The 21045-nt window shown below is 38.3% G+C and carries 19 protein-coding genes and 1 tRNA gene; 8 read left to right on the top strand and 12 right to left on the bottom strand.

Annotated features, from left to right (window positions below; all coding sequences use genetic code 11):
• The 4 genes from AAX15_RS09145 to AAX15_RS09130 form a co-directional block, all read left to right on the top strand.
• The coding region (locus tag AAX15_RS09145; RefSeq protein WP_046940151.1) for a class I SAM-dependent DNA methyltransferase at positions 1–1672 on the top strand (1672 nt) is incomplete at its 5' end.
• Positions 1662–3041, top strand: coding sequence for a restriction endonuclease subunit S (locus AAX15_RS09140; protein WP_052749725.1), 1380 nt, complete (start codon positions 1662–1664; stop codon positions 3039–3041). The genes AAX15_RS09145 and AAX15_RS09140, both read left to right, overlap by 11 nt.
• 1 nt (position 3042) lies before the next feature.
• Positions 3043–3675 carry a hypothetical protein gene (locus tag AAX15_RS09135; RefSeq protein ID WP_046940150.1) on the top strand — a complete coding sequence of 211 codons (633 nt, stop codon included), beginning with the start codon at positions 3043–3045 and terminating at the stop codon, positions 3673–3675.
• Between the two features lie 200 nt (positions 3676–3875).
• Entirely contained in the window at positions 3876–7040 is a 3165-nt protein-coding gene (locus tag AAX15_RS09130; protein ID WP_046940149.1) for a type I restriction endonuclease subunit R, read from the top strand.
• A gap of 78 nt (positions 7041–7118) precedes the next feature.
• Here AAX15_RS09130 and infB read toward each other — a convergent pair whose 3' ends face one another.
• The 5 genes from infB to AAX15_RS09100 form a co-directional block, all read right to left on the bottom strand.
• Positions 7119–9653, bottom strand: coding sequence for a translation initiation factor IF-2 (gene infB / locus AAX15_RS09125; protein ID WP_046940148.1), 2535 nt, complete (start codon positions 9651–9653; stop codon positions 7119–7121).
• An 11-nt stretch (positions 9654–9664) separates the two neighbouring features.
• Positions 9665–11152 carry a transcription termination factor NusA gene (gene nusA / locus AAX15_RS09120; RefSeq protein ID WP_046940147.1) on the bottom strand — a complete coding sequence of 496 codons (1488 nt, stop codon included), beginning with the start codon at positions 11150–11152 and terminating at the stop codon, positions 9665–9667.
• A 17-nt stretch (positions 11153–11169) separates the two neighbouring features.
• The gene (gene rimP / locus AAX15_RS09115) at positions 11170–11625 is read right to left on the bottom strand and encodes a ribosome maturation factor RimP (protein WP_046940146.1); all 456 of its coding nucleotides are present in this window, start codon (positions 11623–11625) and stop codon (positions 11170–11172) included.
• A 186-nt stretch (positions 11626–11811) separates the two neighbouring features.
• Positions 11812–11888 (bottom strand) — tRNA-Met (locus AAX15_RS09110).
• 236 nt (positions 11889–12124) lie between these two features.
• On the bottom strand, positions 12125–12847 hold the full coding sequence (locus tag AAX15_RS09100) for a BUD32 family EKC/KEOPS complex subunit (RefSeq protein ID WP_046940144.1): 723 nt from the start codon (positions 12845–12847) through the stop codon (positions 12125–12127).
• A gap of 73 nt (positions 12848–12920) precedes the next feature.
• Here AAX15_RS09100 and AAX15_RS09095 point away from each other — a divergent pair, with 73 nt between their 5' ends.
• A complete protein-coding gene (locus AAX15_RS09095) occupies positions 12921–13487 on the top strand; it encodes a DUF1439 domain-containing protein (RefSeq protein WP_046940143.1) in 567 nt (188 codons plus the stop codon).
• Positions 13488–13595: 108 nt separating this feature from the next.
• On the opposite strand, the gene fabA is transcribed toward AAX15_RS09095, so the two are convergent.
• Together fabA and AAX15_RS09085 are read right to left on the bottom strand one after the other, a co-directional pair.
• Complete coding sequence (fabA, locus tag AAX15_RS09090; RefSeq protein WP_005631615.1) at positions 13596–14129, bottom strand: bifunctional 3-hydroxydecanoyl-ACP dehydratase/trans-2-decenoyl-ACP isomerase; 534 nt, start codon at positions 14127–14129, stop codon at positions 13596–13598.
• A 169-nt stretch (positions 14130–14298) separates the two neighbouring features.
• Complete coding sequence (locus tag AAX15_RS09085) at positions 14299–16074, bottom strand: AAA family ATPase (protein WP_046940142.1); 1776 nt, start codon at positions 16072–16074, stop codon at positions 14299–14301.
• Positions 16075–16200: 126 nt separating this feature from the next.
• Here AAX15_RS09085 and matP point away from each other — a divergent pair, with 126 nt between their 5' ends.
• Complete coding sequence (gene matP / locus AAX15_RS09080; RefSeq protein ID WP_005628871.1) at positions 16201–16647, top strand: macrodomain Ter protein MatP; 447 nt, start codon at positions 16201–16203, stop codon at positions 16645–16647.
• Positions 16648–16715: 68 nt separating this feature from the next.
• On the opposite strand, the gene cspD is transcribed toward matP, so the two are convergent.
• From cspD to thiI, 5 genes are all read right to left on the bottom strand, one after another.
• A complete protein-coding gene (gene cspD / locus AAX15_RS09075; protein WP_005628872.1) occupies positions 16716–16934 on the bottom strand; it encodes a cold shock domain-containing protein CspD in 219 nt (72 codons plus the stop codon).
• A 144-nt stretch (positions 16935–17078) separates the two neighbouring features.
• Complete coding sequence (locus AAX15_RS09070) at positions 17079–17237, bottom strand: YoaH family protein (RefSeq protein ID WP_005628875.1); 159 nt, start codon at positions 17235–17237, stop codon at positions 17079–17081.
• The gene (truC, locus tag AAX15_RS09065) at positions 17230–17949 is read right to left on the bottom strand and encodes a tRNA pseudouridine(65) synthase TruC (protein ID WP_046940141.1); all 720 of its coding nucleotides are present in this window, start codon (positions 17947–17949) and stop codon (positions 17230–17232) included. Before truC ends, AAX15_RS09070 begins: the two co-directional genes overlap by 8 nt.
• The gene (locus AAX15_RS09060) at positions 17943–18263 is read right to left on the bottom strand and encodes a YqcC family protein (RefSeq protein WP_046940140.1); all 321 of its coding nucleotides are present in this window, start codon (positions 18261–18263) and stop codon (positions 17943–17945) included. The genes truC and AAX15_RS09060 overlap by 7 nt, the downstream gene beginning before the upstream one ends.
• Before the next feature lie 14 nt (positions 18264–18277).
• Positions 18278–19735, bottom strand: a complete 1458-nt coding sequence (gene thiI / locus AAX15_RS09055; protein WP_046940153.1) for a tRNA uracil 4-sulfurtransferase ThiI — start codon at positions 19733–19735, stop codon at positions 18278–18280.
• A gap of 147 nt (positions 19736–19882) precedes the next feature.
• Here thiI and xseB point away from each other — a divergent pair, with 147 nt between their 5' ends.
• Positions 19883–20122: an exodeoxyribonuclease VII small subunit gene (gene xseB / locus AAX15_RS09050; RefSeq protein ID WP_046940139.1), complete on the top strand. Its 240-nt coding sequence runs from the start codon at positions 19883–19885 to the stop codon at positions 20120–20122.
• Entirely contained in the window at positions 20122–21012 is an 891-nt protein-coding gene (gene ispA / locus AAX15_RS09045; protein ID WP_046940138.1) for a (2E,6E)-farnesyl diphosphate synthase, read from the top strand. Before xseB ends, ispA begins: the two co-directional genes overlap by 1 nt.
• The last annotated feature ends 33 nt before the right edge of the window (positions 21013–21045 follow it).

Below are 21045 nucleotides of genomic sequence, written 5' to 3'. Positions count from 1 at the left end.
GAGACGAGACGAGACGACCAAGATTGTCGCTGAAAATCACACATTACAACAAGCATTTTTAAATGAATTAGATGAAAAACTTTGGGCATCTGCTGATAAACTCCGTCAACAACTTGATGCCGCCAATTATAAACATATCGTTCTTGGTCTTATCTTTTTAAAATACATTTCTGATAATTTCACCCATCAACAGGAAAAAATTCAGGCGGAACTCTCCGATGTTGAAAACCCACTCTATCTCGACCGCACTTTTTTTGATACTGAAGAAGAGTATCAAGAAGCCTTAACTGCAGAACTAGAAAACCGTGATTATTACACCTCGGATAACGTATTTTGGGTGCCAGCTTCTGCGCGTTGGCAAGCCTTACAAGAAGTCTCTATTCTCAACACTGGGGCAGAATTACCTTGGGGCGGGAAATTTTCAGGCGTCGCCAAACTGATTGACGATGCCTTCGATGCCATTGAAAAAGACAACGAAAAACTCAAAGGCGTACTCCAACGCATCAGCGGCTATGCCGTAAACGAAGACACCCTGCGCGGGCTGATTATCCTCTTCTCCGATACCAACTTTACCCGTCCGACTTACAACGGCGAGCCCGTACATTTAGGCGCAAAAGACATTCTCGGCCACGTTTACGAATATTTCCTCGGTCGCTTTGCCCAAGCAGAAGGCAAACGCGGCGGACAATATTTCACGCCGAAATCCATTGTTTCCCTGATTGTCGAAATGCTCGAGCCATACTCCGGCCGCGTATATGACCCGGCCATGGGCAGCGGTGGCTTTTTCGTGCAAACCGAACGCTTTATCACCGCCCATCAAGGCAACATCAACAACGTATCCATCTACGGGCAAGAATTCAACCCGACCACCTGGAAACTCGCTGCCATGAATATGGCGATTCGCGGCATTGATTACGACTTCGGCAAGCACAACGCCGACAGTTTCACCCAGCCGCAACACATCGACAAAAAGATGGATTTCATTATGGCAAACCCGCCATTCAACATCAGTGATTGGTGGAGTGAATCCCTTGCCGACGACCCACGTTGGGCATACGGCACACCGCCCAAAGGCAACGCCAACTTCGCTTGGCTGCAACACATGATTTACCACCTCTCGCCAAACGGCAAAATGGCATTATTGCTGGCCAACGGCTCCATGAGCAGCCAAACCAACAACGAAGGCGAAATCCGCAAAGCCATCATCAATGCCGACTTGGTCGAATGTATGGTTGCCCTGCCCGGTCAGCTCTTTACCAACACCCAAATCCCCGCCTGTATTTGGTTCCTAAACCGCAACAAAAAGCGTAAAGGCGAAGTATTGTTTATCGATGCCCGCCAAATCGGCTATATGAAAGACCGCGTATTGCGTGATTTCAGCGCTGACGACATCGCCAAAATTGCCGATACTCTCCACGCCTGGCAACAATCAGACGGCTATGAAGACCAAGCTGCTTTCTGCAAATCCGCAACTTTAGAAGACATTGCGGGCTACTATTTTGTCCTCACTCCGGGACGCTACGTCGGCACCGCAGAACAAGAAGACGACGGCGTGCCTTTTGCAGAAAAAATGCAAAATCTGACCGCTCTTTTAAAGGAGCAATTTGCGAAAAGTTCAGAGTTGGAAGCGGAGATTAAGAAGAATTTAAGAGGATTGGGGTATGACTGCTAAATATACAGTTCAAGAATTAGTAGATCTTCAAATTATAGAAAAGCCTCTAGATGGAAATCATGGTTCTATTCATCCTACATCTAAAGATTACGTTGAAGATGGGATTCCATTCATTATGGCATCTGATTTATCTAATGGACTAGTTAACTTTTCTAGTTGTAAATTTATTACAGAAAAGCAAGCTAATACTTTGCGAAAAGGTTTTTCAATAGCAGGGGATATTTTACTTTCACATAAAGCTACTATTGGAAGAACAGCTACTGTTCAAGAAAATAAATATCCTTTTCTTGTATTAACTCCTCAGGTTACATACTATCGAGTTAAAGACAAACAAAAATTAAATAACTTATATTTAAAATATTATTTTGATTCTCAATATTTTCAATCAATCTTACAACAATGGGCTGGTAGTGGTTCAACTAGAGCATATATAGGAATAACAGAACAATTAAAATTACCCATTATTTTGCCAGATATAGATACTCAAAATGAAATTGTAGACATTATTGATAGATTGGATCAAAAAATCTACCTCAACACCCAAATCAACCAAACCTTGGAACAAATCGCTCAAGCCCTATTTAAAAGCTGGTTTGTCGATTTCGATCCCGTGCGTGCCAAAGTCCAAGCCCTTTTAGACGGCCTTAGCCTTGAACAAGCGGAACTGGCAGCCATGCAGACAATCAGCGGAAAAACACCCGAAGAACTGACCGCACTTTCACAAACACAGCCTGACCGCTACGAAGAATTAGCCGAAACCGCCAAAGCGTTTCCTTGTGAGATAGTGGAAATTGATGGGGTTGAACTGCCGAAGGGGTGGGAGGTTACCCCTTTATCAGGATTGTTTGCATTAATTAGCGGAACACAGATTCCAAAAGAAGAACATATATATGAAGCAAAAGAAGGTTATGAACGTTTTATTCAGAATAGAGATTATTCAAGCAACAATCATATAACTTATGTAGAAATATCAAAAAAAAACAAACGATGCACAGAAAAAGATATTTTAATTGATCGATATGGTGATGCAGGAAAAATTCGTTTTGGTATTAGTGGGGTTTATAATATCGCATTAGCTAAAATTGTCTTAAATGATAACAATTTAACCGAATATTTACGTTGGTTTCTTATGCAACCTAAGCAGAAAGCATATTTTGAGCAGGCCTCTGGAGCTTCAACTAGAGCATCTTTAAATACTTCAACTTTTAAAGGTATTAATGTTGTTATTCCTTCTAACTTTATATTAAATATTTTCTCGAAAATAAGTAATACATATCTTGATAGTTTAAGAAACTTAAAAGAAGAGAATAACACCCTCATAAAAACTAGAGACTCTCTATTACCTAAATTATTAAAGCAGGATGTTTAAAATGTCAAAAACATATTATTTAAAAACTAGAGATGTATATTACACAACTCAAAAATCCTTTAAGAATAGGCTACAAAAAATTCGAGACGAACATAAAACTGAAAGATATATATCTAATCCTGATTATATTGCTGACTTACAAGATTTCCTTGAGGATTATCATCCTTCAAAAGAATTCTTTATTAATAATTATGATATAAGGAATTGTCATTTCTTTGTTTCAAAATCTCCAGATTACCAAAGAAACTATTCTTTATATATTCAAGATGATGAAAAACAAAATTCATTTAGTGTTGAAAAATTCTCAGAAACTTCTACATTAGCTAATTTTTCTCAAGCTTGTTCTTTTATTTTACAAAATAAAAAACTAGAAAAGAAATTGCAACTCATGATAGAAAACAATTTATCAGGAAATCCTTCAGATTATCAACTAATCCATGTATCTCCTAAATTTAATGAAATTATTAATCAATTTATACAAAAATATAATTTGAGAGAAATTCTTTCTGATGTTGTTTCTGAAAATGGATTAGGGAACAATGCTCCATTTTTTAATGAAAAATACCAATACCTAAAAGATGAATTTCTAAAATTCTATGATTCTCTTGATTTGGAGTATGAATTACAAGGCTGATTTGAAATCTACCAAATCTCCCCTATCCCCTCTTTGCTAAAGAGGGGAATTTATTCAGAGATTTATTGACTGCAAGCGGTCGGATTAACAGAAAATTTTTCCAATGAAAAACACCTAAACTAAAACTACGCTCAATACCATTCCCCTCTTTTGTAAAGAGGGGTTAGGGGAGATTTAAACCACACACTAAGGAACCCATCATGCTTAACGAAAACGACATCGAACAACTCACCCTTCAACGCCTGCAATCCCTCGGTTGGGAATATCGCTACGGTAAAGATTTGCCTGTTCATGAAGGCGAGTTTGCCCGTGGCGATTTGAGTGGTGTAGTCTTTATTGAGCAAATGCGTGAGGCGGTGCGTAAACTTAATCCACAACTGCCTGAAAGTGCGGTTGATTCTGTGGTGAAATCCGCGACGAAAAGCGATATTGGAGACTTGGTGGTACGGAATCAGACGTTTTATAAACTACTGCGTGATGGCGTGCGGGTGGAATATACGTTAAACGGCGAACAAAAAATCGAGATGGCGCGCTTGGTGGATTTTGAGCATGGGAAGAACAACCGCTTTGTTGCCGTCAATCAGCTGGAAATCCGCAGCCGTAAAGGGGGCAAGCGGATTCCTGATATTATCGGCTTTGTAAATGGTCTGCCCTTGTTGGTATTTGAGCTCAAAAATCCACTGCGTGAATCGGCGGATTTGTTGCAGGCGTTTAATCAATTTGAAACCTATAAAGATGAAATTGCCGAGCTGTTTGTTTACAACCAAGCCTTAATTATTTCAGACGGCATTGCCGCACGTTTGGGCTCGCTTTCGGCAGACTTTCAACGCTTTACGCCGTGGAAAGTGGTCGATGAAAAAAACAAAAGCGCACGATTATATTTTGATGATGAATTGCAAAGCCTGCTCAATGGCTTAATACAGCCTGAGGATTTATTGGACTATATCCTCTATTTCGTCTTATTTGAGCGAGATTCCAGCGGTAAAACCATTAAAAAAATCGCGGCATACCATCAATATTACGGCGTGAATGAAGCGGTAAATTCCACGCTTTTTGCGACCTCGGAAAAAGGCGATCGCCGCATTGGCGTGATGTGGCATACGCAGGGTTCGGGTAAGTCGATTTCCATGTTGTTTTATGCCGGCAAACTGCTTGCACAGCCTGAATTGAAAAATCCGACGATTGTGGTGGTCACCGACCGCAACGATTTGGACGGTCAGCTTTTCCAAACTTTTTCTTCAGGCAAAGAGTTAATCAAACAAACACCGCAACAAGTAGAAGACCGCGATCAACTACGCCAACTGCTCGCACAAAATGAAGTAGGAGGCGTGTTTTTTACGACGATTCAAAAATTCGCCCTAAATGAGGAGGAAAACCGCTTCCCTGTGTTAAATGAACGCAGCAATATTATTGTGATCAGTGATGAGGCACACCGCAGCCAATACGGTTTTACCCAAAAACTACATAACGGCAAATTCCAAGCAGGCTACGCCCGTCATTTACGTGATGCGCTGCCTAATGCTTCATTTATCGGTTTTACCGGTACTCCGATTAGCCTAGAAGATAAGGACACGCAAGATGTGTTCGGTCGCTATGTGTCAATTTATGACTTGCAAGATGCAGTGGAAGATGGCGCAACCGTGCCGATTGTGTATGAAGCGCGCCAAATCCGCTTAAACGAAAAAGAACACGATGAGCTATTCAAAGAAATTGATGATTTACTGGAAGAGGAGCAATCCCCTGCCCTGCGTTTGCAGGAAAAATTGCTGGGTTCGCAAGCCCGCTTGGCTGATTTAGCCTCGGATTTTGTGCAGCATTTTGCCAAACGCAATGAAGTGGTGGACAGCAAAGCGATGATGGTGGTTTCCAGCCGTCAGATTTGCGTGGACTTATACAATGAAATCATCAAACTGCGCCCTGAATGGCATTCGGACAATATTAACGAAGGGGCAATTAAAATTGTGATGACGGGTTCTGCTTCTGATTCACCTGAAATGCAGAAACACGTTTACAGTAAACAAGAAAAACAAACGCTTGAACGCCGCTTTAAAGATCCGAACGATACGCTGAAAGTGGTGATTGTGCGCGATATGTGGCTGACGGGCTTTGATGCGCCTTGCTGTAATACGATGTATATCGACAAGCCGATGCAGGGGCATAATCTGATGCAGGCGATTGCGCGGGTTAACCGTGTATTCCGCAATAAGAGCCGAGAAAATGGCGGCTTGATTGTGGATTATGTAGGTATTGCTGACAAGCTCAAAGAAGCGACCCAGCAATACACGAATTCACAAGGCAAGGGCAAACTGGCTGATAGCGTGATTGATGTATTCTTTAAAATGAAAGAGCATTTAGAAGTTATCCGCAGACTGTTTGCAACGCCAGTTGAAGGAAAAACTTTTGATGTTCAGATTGCCTTAGAAAAAGATAATCCGAATGATCTTTTGATGGCGATTCGGTTTGCCGCCAACCATATTTTAAGCCTCGATCAATTACCGTTTGATGGTAAAGCGCACGAGCAGCATTGGTTTAATAAAAAAGAAACCGAACCACGCAAAAAAGCTTTTTTGAAAGCGGCGGGATTGGTAAAAAAAGGCTATATGCTGTGCGGCTCATTGGCTGAAGTTGAGCCGTATAACCAAGAAATCGCCTTTTATGATGCCGTACGGGCAATTTTAACTAAACGTGAACAAAAAGGCACAGGAACAAATGAAAGACAGATTTTATTAAAAAAACTAGTTAATCAAACTGTGTATTCTGAAGGTGTGATTGATTTATTTGATCTGCTAGAAAAACCACAACCACAAATCAGCCTGCTTTCCGAGGAATTTTTACAAACTGTTAAAAATAGCCCAACTAAAAATTTATGGGTTACAGCAATGGAACGTTATTTAGCAAGTGAAATTAAAGTTAAATCAGGCACAAACTTAACATTGCAAAAAGATTTTGAACAGCGTTTGAAGGAAGCATTGAATCAATACCACAACCACAATTTGACTGTGGTAGAGATTTTGGACGAACTCTTTAAAATGAGCCAAGATTTCCAAGAACGTTTAGCATTAGGGAAAAAACTAGGATTAACTAAGGAAGAACTTGCCTTCTATGAAGCTCTATCTCAAAATCAAAGTGCAAAAGATTTGATGGGTGATGAAGTGCTTTCTAAACTGGCGAAAGAAATAACAGAAACACTTAGAAAATCGGTCACAATCGACTGGCAATACAAAGAGGCGGTACGGGCAAAAATGCGTATTCTCGTTAAACGCGCCCTACAACGCTACAAATATCCACCCGATAAACAGGAAGAAGCAGTAACTTATGTGATTAAACAAGCTGAAGAAATTGCAGAGGATTTAACTGGTTTATAATTTTGATGTGGTTTCTTTAATAACAAAAGGGCGATTAAAAACCAGATGATTTTTAACCGCCCTTTATTTTGTTAAAAGTTAGATTGAACGTTTAACTTCAACCACTTCAAACACCTCGATTTGGTCGCCGACTTTTACATCGTTGTAGTTTTTAACACCGATACCACATTCCATACCGTTACGAACTTCAGATACGTCGTCTTTGAAACGGCGAAGAGATTCTAATTCCCCTTCAAAGATAACGACGTTGTCACGTAATACACGGATTGGGTTGTTACGTTTCACTACACCTTCGGTTACCATACAACCTGCGATTGCACCAAATTTCGGATGACGGAATACATCACGAACTTCAGCTAAACCAATAATTTCTTGTTTAAATTCAGGCTCTAACATACCGCTCATTGCTGCTTTAATTTCATTCAACAATTCATAGATGATTGAGTAGTAACGTAAATCAATATTTTCCGCTTCAATGACACGACGCGCAGATGCATCAGCACGAACGTTAAAGCCAACAATGATTGCATTAGATGCTGCAGCTAAAGTCGCATCAGTTTCAGTAATACCGCCTACACCAGAACCAACCACTTTAACTTTCACTTCATTGGTAGAAAGTTCATTTAACGCTTGAACAATCGCTTCTACAGAGCCTTGTACGTCCGCTTTCACAATGACGTTCAATTCAGCCACATCGCCTTCAGACATATTGCTAAACATATTTTCAAGTTTCGCTTTTTGCTGACGAGCTAATTTCACTTCACGGAATTTACCTTGACGATATAGCGCTACTTCACGTGCTTTTTTCTCATCACGTACAACAGTTGCTTCATCACCTGCTGCAGGCACGCCTGAAAGACCTAATAATTCAACTGGAATTGAAGGACCTGCTTCATCCACTTCTTTTCCGTTTTCATCACGCATTGCACGCACGCGGCCGTATTCAAAACCACAAAGTACGATATCGCCTTTACGTAGGGTACCTGATTGAACCAAGATAGTTGCTACAGGGCCGCGACCTTTATCCAAGTAAGATTCAATGACTACACCACTTGCCATGCCGTCTTTTACAGCAGTCAATTCAAGCACTTCAGATTGAAGTAGGATTGCATCTAATAAATCATCAACCCCTGTACCTTTCTTCGCAGATACTGGAACGAATTGCACATCACCACCGAATTTTTCAGAAATGACATCATGTTGTAATAATTCTTGCTCAACACGGTCTGGGTTTGCTTCTGGTTTATCGATTTTATTTACTGCAACCACTAAAGGTGCACCCGCTGCTTTTGCGTGTTGAATCGCTTCGATAGTTTGAGGCATCACACCATCATCGGCCGCAACAACAAGAACAACGATATCAGTTGCTTTTGCACCACGTGCACGCATAGAAGTAAACGCAGCGTGTCCCGGAGTATCCAAGAAGGTGATCATTTTGCCATCATCCATTTCTACGTGATACGCACCGATATGTTGGGTAATACCACCCGCTTCGCCTGCAGCAACTTTCGCTTTACGAATATAGTCAAGTAAAGAAGTTTTACCATGGTCAACGTGACCCATGATGGTTACAACTGGCGCACGCGTTACTTTTTCTGCGTTTACATCACGATCACCTAATACCGCTTCTTCAAGCTCATTTTCATTGCGAAGAATTACTTTATGACCAAGTTCTTCCGCTACTAATTGAGCGGTTTCTTGATCGATAACTTGGTTGATAGTAACCATTTCGCCCATCTTCATCATTGTTTTGATGATTTCAGTTGCTTTTACAGCCATCTTGTTCGCTAATTCAGCAACAGTAATGGTTTCACCAATGACAACATCCGCTTTTACAGCTTGAACTGGTTTAGTAAAGGCTTGTTGAAGTGCGGCACCTTTTTTGCCGTTTTTACCTTTACCAAACTTAGCGTCTTTTTGATTTTTACGATTAGATTCGCGCTCGTTTTTCGAGTTTTTGCTATTTTCATCGTCGCGACCGCCTTTTTTCGCTTTCGCTACTTTATTTTTGCCACGGCCACGATTTTCGTTACGGCGATCTTCTTCATCTTCTGCTTCAAGTGCATATCTTGAACTTAAGTTGTAATCAGAATAGTCTTCTGAAGAAGATTCATTGTCTGAATCATCTGCTTCTGCATAACGTTTCGCTTCTTCTGCTGCACGGCGGGCTTGTTCTTCTGCTTTTTGACGAGCTAATTCTTCAGCCTTACGACGAAGTTCTGCTTCTTCTGCTTTACGTTTCTCTTTTTCAGGATCAACAGATTTAACTTTAGAATCTACCGTACTTTTTGCTGGCTTAGCTGTTTCTACTTTCGCTTTTTCAGCTTTTGCTTTTTCATCAGCTTCTTTCTTAGCTGCTGCTTTTTCAGCTTCTAAACGAGCTTTTTCTTCTGCCGCTTTTTGTTCAGCGATTTTTTTCGCTTCCGCTTCTTGCTGTGCTTTTAATTTTGCTTCTTCTTGTTGAGCAATATCAGTTTTTACTGTACGTTTTTTACGTACTTCTACTTGTACTTCTTTGCTTTTACCGCCAGTTGTGGTACTGCTAACTGTTGTTTTTGTTCTGCGTTGAATGCTTAATTTTTTTGGCGCATCAGCCTTAACATCTTCAGTCATTACTGCTCTCCTTATTCTTCGCCAAACCAACAGATATTACGTGCAGCCATAATTAAATCTGCTGCCTGTTCTGCTGTTAATTCTTCAATATCTGCTAAATCATCTACACCCTGTTCGGCGAGTTCTTCGAGAGTAGTAATTTGTTTTTCAGCTAATTTGAATGCTACATGGCGATTCATACCATCTAAATTCAATAAGCGATCTTCAAGATTTGCTTTTTTCAATGCTTCTTCTTCAGCTACTACTGCGGCTGTAATCGCATTTTTAGCTCGAGTTTGAAGCTCTTCGACAAGATCTTCATCTTCTAAACCATCAATTGCTGTCAATTCATTCATTGGCACATAAGCAATTTCTTCTAAACTTGTGAAGCCTTCTTCTACAAGGATTTGTGCAAATTCTTCATCAAGTTCTAATGCGTTAATAAATAAATTTAACACTTTGTTATCTTCTGCTTGATGTTTTGCATTTAAATCATCAGTAGTCATTACGTTTAGTGTCCAACCTGTTAATTGTGTTGCTAAACGCACGTTTTGACCATTACGACCAATTGCTTGCGCAAGATTAGCTGCTTCAACTGCAATATCCATAGAATGGTTATCTTCATCAACAATGATAGAAGACACATCAGCTGGTGCCATTGCATTGATCACAAATTGTGCTGGATTATCATCCCAAAGCACGATATCTACGCGCTCACCACCAAGTTCATTGGTAATGGCTTGAACACGCGCACCACGCATACCCACACAAGCACCAACTGGATCAATTCTCTTATCGTTTGATTTCACTGCAATTTTAGCGCGAGAGCCAGGATCACGAGCTGCACCACGAATTTCAATCATTTCTTCGCCAATTTCAGGCACTTCAATACGGAATAATTCGATCAACATTTCTGGTTTAGAACGTGTCACAAATAATTGTGCAGTTTTGCCTTCAGGATTTACTTTATAAAGCACACCACGAACACGGTCACCTGGTCGGAAATTTTCACGTGGCAACATGTCTTCACGAGCAATCATCGCTTCAGCTTTATTGCCAAGATCTAAGATGATGCTGTCACGACTTACTTTTTTCACAGTACCTGTGACAATTTTGCCTTCTTCAGCACGGAACTGTTCTACAACTTTTGCACGCTCAGCTTCACGGATTTTGGTGCTAATTACTTGGCGTACAGTTTGCATTGCAATACGGTCAAATGCGATAGATTCGATTTGATCTTCTACATAATCGCCTAGTTGAAGATTTGGATCTTCAAATTGTGCCGCTTCTAAAGTGATTTCTTTCGTTGGCACTTTAACTTCATCAACGATTAACCAACGACGGAAAGTATCAAAATCACCTGTTTTTGGGTTGATTGATACACGAATATCAGTTTCGTATTCATATTTTTTCTTGGTAGAAAGCGCAATTGCACTTTCTAACGCTTCAAAAATTTTCTCACGTGGTAATAACTTTTCATTAGATACGGCTTCTGCCGCCAGTAAAATCTCTTTACTCATTTTTTCTTTTGCTCCTTTTAAAATTTTGCAACAACATTCGCTTTTTGAATGTTACCAAAGACTAAAACTTGTTCCTGTCCATCAACGATTAAAGTCACCATATCGTTTTCAATACGCTCTAACTTACCTTGCCATTTACGGCGTTCCATCACTGGAATTCGCAAATGCACTGCGATATCTTGCCCAATATAGCGTTCAAATTGCGGTAAGGTAAATAGTGGACGATCTAAACCTGGTGACGACACTTCTAGATTGTATTTATCCGCAATTGGATCTTCCACGTCTAAAATTGCGCTCACTTGACGACTTACATCAGCACAATCATCGACAGTTACGCCACCTTCTTTATCAATAAATAAACGCACAGTCATAAAACGACCTGCGCGTTGACATTCAATGCCCCAAAGTTCACAGCCTAAATCCTCTACTGCGCCCTGTAGAATTTCTTGTAAATTTTGTTCTAATGTAGCCAATTTCTACTCCTATACTGTAGTGTCAGTTTTTAGTCAAAATTACTTCTTTTGATTAATCTAAAAACTTCTACAAAAAATTTTAGGCATAAAAAAAGGGTTAGGTTCACAGGAACCTAAGCCCAGTTTTTATTAAATTTCTTATAGAAAAAAACCCCAAAACTGGGGTTCTTTTACTGAACTTATTATTGGTTGCGGGGGCCGGATTTGAACCGACGGCCTTCGGGTTATGAGCCCGACGAGCTACCAAGCTGCTCCACCCCGCGTCCGAAATATGGGATGCATTATAGTGATAAAAATTTAAAATGCAAGAAGTTTTACAAGTTCCTTAAAAACTTTACTAAAACTTACCGCACTTTCCATCATCACTAGAATCGAATACCAGATCCAATCCCTAGTCCTAATCCAACGCCATTACTGCCGCCACCAGCGCTAACACCCCCCCCTACAGTACAAGCAGCTAATATGCTTGATAATACAATAATAAAAAGTATTTTCTTCATCATTTTTCCTTTATTAATAAAATTTCAAATAAGCGATAAACTGCAATTAAGTCTGTCTTTGCAAGAGGTTTAAAAGGTAACAAAAGATAGTAAATCCAGCGAAAACGCTGCAAATATATAATCATATTATGCCAATTTTCTGCCTTACAATTTGCTTGATAATACAAGGCAACTTTTTGAATAAAATCGTCTGAAATATCTTCTTCTCGACATAAGCTATTAAAGAAAAATAGCATATCTCGAACGATTAACCAATTTTGATTTTGACTACTTGAACGAGATTCAAAATCAAGAAAAGTAACTTTTCCCTTATCCCAAGTAATATCTCGAATAGCAGGACGACCATGCACCAGATTTTTAGTATGTAAATCAATCAAAGCGAGACAAGCGTCATAAATAATCGAAAATTTTTGCTGATCATCTATCTTCTTATCACATAGCCATTGTGATACAGTGGCTCCCGCATCTTCCAAAACAAAAAAATCCTCATCATGATAAGAGACTATTGGAACAGGTGCATTTTTTTCAGCAAGATTTAACAAAGTTTGTAGTTCATTTTTAAAAGATTGCTTCGGATACGGTTTCAATAATAACCAAATCCCTTTCAATTTTTCAGGTTGCTTCAACCAAAATTTCTTGCCTTCATATTGAAAAGGATAAATTCTTTCATCACGATGTGCTATAACTAATTGATTAACATATTCTTTAAATTCAGGGCTCATTACTACATCACTCCATTGCTATTTATGGTATATTAATCCACCATTTTGCTTTTAATTTAACTAAAAATTAGATATGAAAAAAATTAAATTATTATTTCTTACGTTAACGTCTATTTTAGCAGTATCCCCTAATATATCGGCTTCTCCTTTTTCAATAACTGAATCTCAAATCAATCAATATCTACAAGAGAAAGGAGCTATTGCGGATAAATTTGGCTTACCAGGATTATTTTTTCTTGATTATCAAGTAAGAAATTTGAGTACCCAAATTGGGCAAACTAATGATAAACGCGTAGAAATGAGCGGTACTTTAGAGGGTTTATTTCAATTTAGCAATAAAAAATTGCCAGGAAAATTAAATCTGACCTTCGATACAATTCCTTATTATAATTCCGAAGAAGGTGCCGTTTATTTAAAGAAAATGCGTATTTTACGTTGGTCAGGAGAACCACAGCAATATATGCAACAAATGCAAACAATCATGCCTTTTTTAAATGAGAATTTTGCTAAATTACTGGAAAATATTCCTGTTTATACATTAGATAAAAACAATATGCGTGATGTGCTTATAAAAAAATTTGCTAAAGAAATTCGTATAGAAAAAGGGCAACTATCCTTAGAGACTAGCATGTTCCAATGACATTTATATGATGTAATTGAACGTTGCTTATTGATAGAAAGATAAAAAGTGTGGTGAAAATCTAAGAAAAATTTTCACCGCACTTTTGTATGAATTAATAAAGAAAAATTAAAATGCTGAGGTATCTTGGAATAATCCAACTTTTAAATCTGTTGCTGTATAAATAACGCGGCCATCTACTTCAACTTCACCATCAGCCATTCCCATAACTAGTTTACGGTTAATAACTCGTTTCATATGGATTCGGTACACCACTTTTTTAGCTGTTGGCAAAATTTGCCCTGTAAATTTTACTTCACCAACGCCTAATGCTCTGCCTTTTCCTTTGCCACCAATCCAGCCTAAATAAAACCCAACAAGCTGCCACATAGCATCCAATCCTAAACAACCAGGCATCACTGGATCGCCAATGAAATGACAACCAAAGAACGGCAATTCAGGTTTAATATCAAGTTCGGCTTCAATATACCCTTTACTAAAAGCACCTGTTTCCTCATTCATTTCAATAATGCGATCCATCATCAACATGGTCGGGGCGGGTAATTGTGGCCCTTCTTTACCGAATAATTCGCCGCGACCTGACGCGAGCAAATCATCATAAGAATAGCTACTTTTTTTATTAGGTGTACAAGTGTTTTGCATTTTAGGTTCCTTTATATACGATAAATTCAGTTTTAAACTGATATACAACATTCTAAAGAGAACATAACAAAGTGTAAATAGCTAACACTTGTTCGCAAAACTTGTCGGAGCAGTCACTTTTATAGATTATAGAAAAAAGAAAAGCGAACAAATGTTCGCTTTTTATCTATTAAGGACGGAAAAAATTCCAAAAACCTTTTCTTTCTGAATCAGCTCTCCCCTCAATTCGACGTTGAATGAGACGAGATAAAGGCTCAGTTTTTTCTGTATAATCTTTGTTTTCATCTAGCAAATCACGATTAAATAATAATTCGCAAGCTTGATAAATATCTTCTACCGGATAAATAAAAAATTCACCATTTTTTACCGCACTTTTCACTTCATCAGACAAACTCAGTTGCTGAATGGTCGTCATTGGAATAATTACACCTTGTTTTCCAGTCAAACCACGACGTTGGCAAATAGTAAAAAAGCCTTCAATCTTATCATTTACCCCACCAACAGAATGAACAAGTCCAAATTGATCAATCGATCCTGTAATTGCGATATTTTGAGGCAAAGGCAAATCAGCCAAAGCACTTGCTAACACACAGAAAATCGCCAAAGATGCACTATCACCATCAATTTCACCATAAGACTGTTCAAACACTAATGAGGCAGAAAATGGCAATTGCGATGGCAAATCTAATATATTGGAAAGGCAAGCTTGTGCAATCATCATGCCTTTACCATGAATATTTCCTGCTAGTTCATTTTTTCTTTCAACATCGATCACTTCCCCTTCGCCAAATTGGACAATGCAACTAATACGAGAAGGTTCGCCGAAACATACGGGTGTACCAGGATATTCAATCACCGAAAGTCCATTAATTTGGCCAACAATTTCCCCTTGAGTTTCAACATAAACTTGCTCATTTAAAATATCGGCATAAGTTTGTTCTTTTAGGAAACCATATTGCGCCAATTTTTGTTGAAAAATATCCTCAAAATCCTCCGCACTTAATGCTGTTTTTTCTGCAAAAGTTGAGGCATCTTGTAATATTTCTTTTAATTTTAGAGGAGATGCATTAATTAAAAAGCGATCTTCACTTTCACGAACTAATAATTGATAGAGTTTATTTAAAGCAGGAAAATCTAGCTCAATATTTTTCTCTTGAGCCATTTGTTGAACATAACCCGCCCAAGTTTTTTGTTCCTCCACTTCAGCCACAGAAACATAACTTTCAATTTCAGCATAATCGGCGAAAGAATAAAGGTTTTCTTCTAACTCAGCCAAAGTGGCTAATTCAGTACGATTACCAAGTACAATCACTTTTAAGTTCAGGGCATAGCTTGGTATATCACAGGGTAAATTTTTAAATGGATGGGCTGAATACCAATCAAAAGTTTGGGTTTGCAGAATTTGTTTTAATCGCCCCCATAAATCAAATTGAGATAACAATGTTGCCGCACTTAAAATCAAAACACCACCATTAGCTTTATGAACTAATCCTGGCACTAATTGAATATCTTGTGAACTTGGATGAATCCGAAAACTGCCAAAAAGCTGGAATTGATCGCAATACAATGCGCTTAACGCCTCACCTTGACTGGCAAAATTATCATCTAAAGATTTTGCTGGCTCAGTATAAACATGAGGAAAAGAAAAAGAGTCGCCCTGCTCTATCACATAATTCACACCAAAAATTGACCGCGCTTTATGATGGTTTTGCGATATAAAATTTTGCAATAACTCTGCATATTCAACCTGCTCACCGACTTTCATCATCAATAAGGAACGCGTTGGATGGCGTAAAAATAAATCGATAGCCTGTGTGGCATTCGGTTGTAATTCCCAGAAATCCACTGGTTCTAAAGAAAAATCTTGAATTGCCAAATCAGGTTGTAATGCCTGCCAATTTAAAGATTGCTCAATAGCTTGTTGTTGAGAAAATGATGAACTCACGGCTGGTCTCTTTCTAGAAAAATTAGCCACATTATCGCATATTTAATAGCCTTGTGAAAATCCACTAGAAAATCAGCATAAAAACACGTATATTAATGCAGTTACCACGTCACTCAATAATAAAAAATGAAATACCAAAAACTCGAAAATCAAGAAGCAAATTGGAAATGGATTTATCTAATTCGTAAACATCGCGAAGGGGAAAACATTACTCGTTATGAAGAACGTAGTTTGCAAGAAGCTAAAGCACAAGAATTATTAGAATCCCAAAATTATCCAGAAAAAATTGAAGAGTGGATTAAAAATCATCTTTCTCCAGCCTTACCAATTAAGCTTGATCAAGCCATTCGTGCCCGCCGTAAACGCTTTTTTAATGGAGAAAAACAACATACAAAGAAAAAATCCATTGATTTGGAATATGCGGTTTGGCTACGTCTTTCTAAATATTCTCGAAAAATGAAAATGACACTTTCGGAAACAATAACGTATATGATTGACGAAAGAGAAAGTAAAGCACAATTTGAAAATCAAATGGCTGCAATGAAAACCAGTTTAAAGAATTTATTAAAATAAAAAAGACAAGCTGCAATTCTTGTCTTTTTGAGTTAGGACTAATAGAGAAAAAATTTAGAGTATTCGCATTACTCTTGATTATCCACAAGTGGAATTATTTTCGTGGCATGAGATCCTTTGTCTCCGTGGATAACTTCAAATTGCACTTTTTGACCTGCTTTTAATGAACGATAACCGTCCATTTCAATCACTGAATAATGTGCAAAAATATCGGCATCCACGCCTTCTGCGGAAATGAAACCAAATCCTTTTGCATTATTGAACCACTTCACAACACCAATTTCCATAAAAGACCTCTCTAGGCTTCGCCTACTAAAACAATAAATCAATAAGACTATCGCCTTATCACCTCGTATGGATGTTATATTCAAATATTTTTATCGGTTATGCAATGAGCAATATTCAAAAATGATAAGTAGATCACAAAAAATTTAATTTTCTGGAGTTTTTTTATCATTTTTATGAATTTCTCGTAGTGCTTTCGCCACTATTTGAATCGCTTCTCCGCTACTAATCCCTTTTGCCATAAGTTCTTGAATTTGTTCAACTGCTTTTTGTTGCTGTTCGTGTGTTAAGTTAATATCAAACATTTTCCCACCCAAATTGATTCATTAATTGATGCCATTGTTCATCTAAACCTGCTGTAATTGTTATTTGCTCTTTCGTTATTGGATGAATAAAAGACAACATATTAGAATGTAAAAATAACCGAGAACAGCCAAAATGCAAGGTTAACGCACGATTTTGATGCAAATCACCATATTGCGTATCACCTAAAATTGGGTGAAAAATATGTTTCATATGGCGACGTAATTGGTGTTTTCTACCTGTATGAGGGATTAATTTAGCTAAAGAATAACGCGCCGTTTGATAACGCCCAGCAGGATAAGGCATTTCGACTATTTTTAATCCTTCATAATCAGTAATGGCTTCTTGAGGCTCTTTATCTTCTTGAGAAAATTTATCTGCGATTTTATCCAATTGAATTTTTAGTGGATAATCTATCCGCTCTTTTCCCTGTAGATACCCACGCACTACGGCCAAATAAGATTTCTGAACGCACTTTTGTTCAAACTGTTCACACATTAGGTTCGCAATTTCACTGCTCAATGCAAATAACAACACGCCAGATGTCGGTCGATCTAAACGATGAATAGGAAATACATGTTGGCCAATTTGATCTCGCAAGGTTTGCATCACAAATTGAGTTTCGTGAGGATCTAACCAACTGCGATGAACCAACATTCCTGCAGGCTTATTCACCGCAACGAGAAACTCATCTTGATATAAAATCTCTAACATTCTTTCTTGTTCAGAAGTTCTTCTAAAGCAACTAAAGGAGTTAATAGTTGTTGTAACTCATCAAATTCCTTCATTGCTTCTTCAATATAAGGAGAAATAGCAATTTTATTTGGTAAAGTAGCACCGCTTTCTAACAATGCCTGCATGCGTGGAATAAATACCCACTGTAGCCACTCTTCTGCAGACATCGTATCAATTGAAAAAGGTTCTTCACTTAAAAATGCCTCTGCAGCAGGGGGCATCGTTTGCCATAAATCAAGCTGCTGCATGGTAATTTGAAGCTGTTCAAGATGCAGTTTAGTTTGATTACGCATATTTTATATCCTAATTAATGAATGTTTTTTGCAAATACACGCACATTTGAAAAACCATTTTCTTTCAAATATAAGGCTTGTAATTTGCTCATTACACCACGTTCACAATACAACACGTAATTTTTACTTTGATCAAGGCCACCGAATTGAGAGGAAAGTTTGTAGAACGGCATTTGAATGACTTCATGTGTATCTGATTCAAATGGATTTTCATCCGTTTCTTCTGGGCTACGAATATCCAAAATTACTTCATTTTCACCTAATACAGAAATTGCCTCAACTTCTACCACTTCTTTTTCTGTTTCTTCTGCGATCTGGCGAATATCTAAATATTTCGCATTTTGTACCGCACTTTCAAGAATCTCAAAATTAAAATGCCCTTCTTCTTCAAGAATCTTTTCACGAACCGCTTTGATCGTTGGATTTTTTGAAATCACGCCACAAAATTCCGGCATAGATTTTGCAATATCGTCAGTGCCAATTTCTTTCGCCATCGCGATAATTTGTTCTTTATCGTGCGTAATTAACGGGCGTAATACTAAGGCATCAGCGGCTTCATCAATCAAGCGTAAATTGGTTAAAGTTTGGCTAGAAACTTGCCCTAAAGCCTCCCCTGTCACAATCGCTTCAATATTAAAACGTTGAGCGACTTTACTTGCTGCTCGCACCATCATCCGTTTTAATACAACGCCCATTTGGCCGTTATCGACTTTCTCTAAAATCTCACCGACAACTCCCTCAAAGTTAATCGCAATAAAGCGTACTTTATGTGAAGAGCTATAGCGTTGCCAAATATGGTAAGCCATTTGTTTAACGCCAATTTCATGGGCGGCGCCGCCAAGATTAAAGAAACAATAATGAACTCGAGAACCACGACGAATCAGCATGTAACTCGATACACCTGAATCAAATCCCCCCGAAATTAAAGAAAGCACATCCTCTTGCGTCCCAATCGGATAACCGCCAATCCCAGTGTGACGAGCTTTAACTAACATCATTTTGTCATCTTCAATATCAATACGAACAGTCACATCTGGATTTTTCAACCGCACTTTTGCGCTTTCAATATGTTGATTTAATCCACCGCCGATATAACGTTCCGCTTCAATCGAACTAAATTTATGTTTCCCCTTACGTTTTACTCGAACGCAAAAGGTTTTACCTTCAAGTTTTTGCGCGACGTCAGCAAGCGTCAATTCAAAAATATGATGTAAATCGGTAAACGGTTTTTCTTCAACTTCTAAAAAATGATGAATACCAGGAATACGTTGTAACAAGGCGATTAATTCTTCACGATTTTCTTCATTTTTTGACCGCACTTCAATGTAATCCCAGTGACGTACAACTGCGGTTTCTTCATCATATTTCTGTAAAATATTGCGGATATTAGAGGTTAAAATTTTTGCGAAACGTTTACGAACAGTTTCGCTCTTAATCATGATTTCAGGAAAAAGTTTAACGATAAATTTCATATGAATAGCTTGGGTATTTAAAGTGGCAAGTATTTTACGCAAAGATAGTGAAAAGTCCACTGATCCTAGCTTGAAATAAATTTTTAACAACTCAAGTAAAATACAGTACAATGACAAGCAATTTTTACCGTGAAAAAGGATGATTCCATGGCGCGTAAACCCGCATCTTCACAAGATTTTGAAACAACGTTAGCGCAGTTAGAAAATATTGTTACACATTTAGAAAATGGAGACCTGCCGTTAGAAGAAGCGTTAAAAGAATTTGAACAAGGTGTGCAACTCGCTAAGTTAGGACAAGAACGTTTACAACAAGCAGAACAACGTATTCAGATCTTATTGCAAAAAACTGAAGATGCCCCACTGGATGATTATGAAGGGAATGCTTAATGGGTAACTTTTCTGAAGAATTAAAACTGGTTCAAACTCGTATCAATCGCTTTTTAGAAGCCCAATTTGAGGGCATTGAAAGTTATAATGCGCCTTTACTTGATGCGATGAAGTACGCATTATTACTTGGTGGTAAACGAGTTAGACCTTTTTTAGTTTACGCAACAGGTCAAATGCTTGGGGCAGAGGAACAAACCTTAGATTACGCCGCTGCCGCTATTGAAGCCATTCATGCATATTCCTTAATTCATGATGATTTACCTGCAATGGATGATGACAATCTACGTCGTGGGCACCCTACTTGTCATATCCAATTTGATGAAGCTACGGCTATTCTTGCGGGCGATGCCCTTCAAAGTTTTGCTTTTGAAATGTTAACTAAAACGCCAAATATTTCTTCTGAACAAAAACTGGCTTTAGTTCAAATTTTAGCTCAAGGCTCTGGCGTACAGGGAATGTGTTTAGGGCAAAGTTTAGATCTTATTTCTGAGCATAAACAAATTAGTTTAAGCGAATTAGAATTAATCCATCGTAACAAAACGGGCGCATTGCTGATTGCTGCATTAAAATTAGGTTTCATTTGTTCTCCGCATTTTACCGACAAAACGTTAGAACAATCCTTAACACAATATGCGGAAGCCATTGGATTAGCCTTTCAAGTTCAAGATGATATTTTAGATATTGAGGGTGATAGCGCAGAAATTGGTAAACAAGTCGGCGCCGATCTTGATTTAGATAAAAGTACATATCCAAAATTACTTGGGTTAAGCGGCGCAAAACAAAAAGCGCAAGATCTATATCAAAGTGCTTTGTTTGAATTAGAAAAAATTCCTTTTGATACGACCGCACTTCGTGCATTAGCTGAATTCATTATTACTAGAAAAAGTTAATACCGACCGCATCAATGCTCACAAAGTGCGGTC

Source organism: Haemophilus haemolyticus, from assembly GCF_001008275.1.
Classification (GTDB): Bacteria; Pseudomonadota; Gammaproteobacteria; order Enterobacterales; family Pasteurellaceae; genus Haemophilus; species Haemophilus haemolyticus_P.
This window is presented reverse-complemented; position numbering and strand designations above follow the sequence as displayed.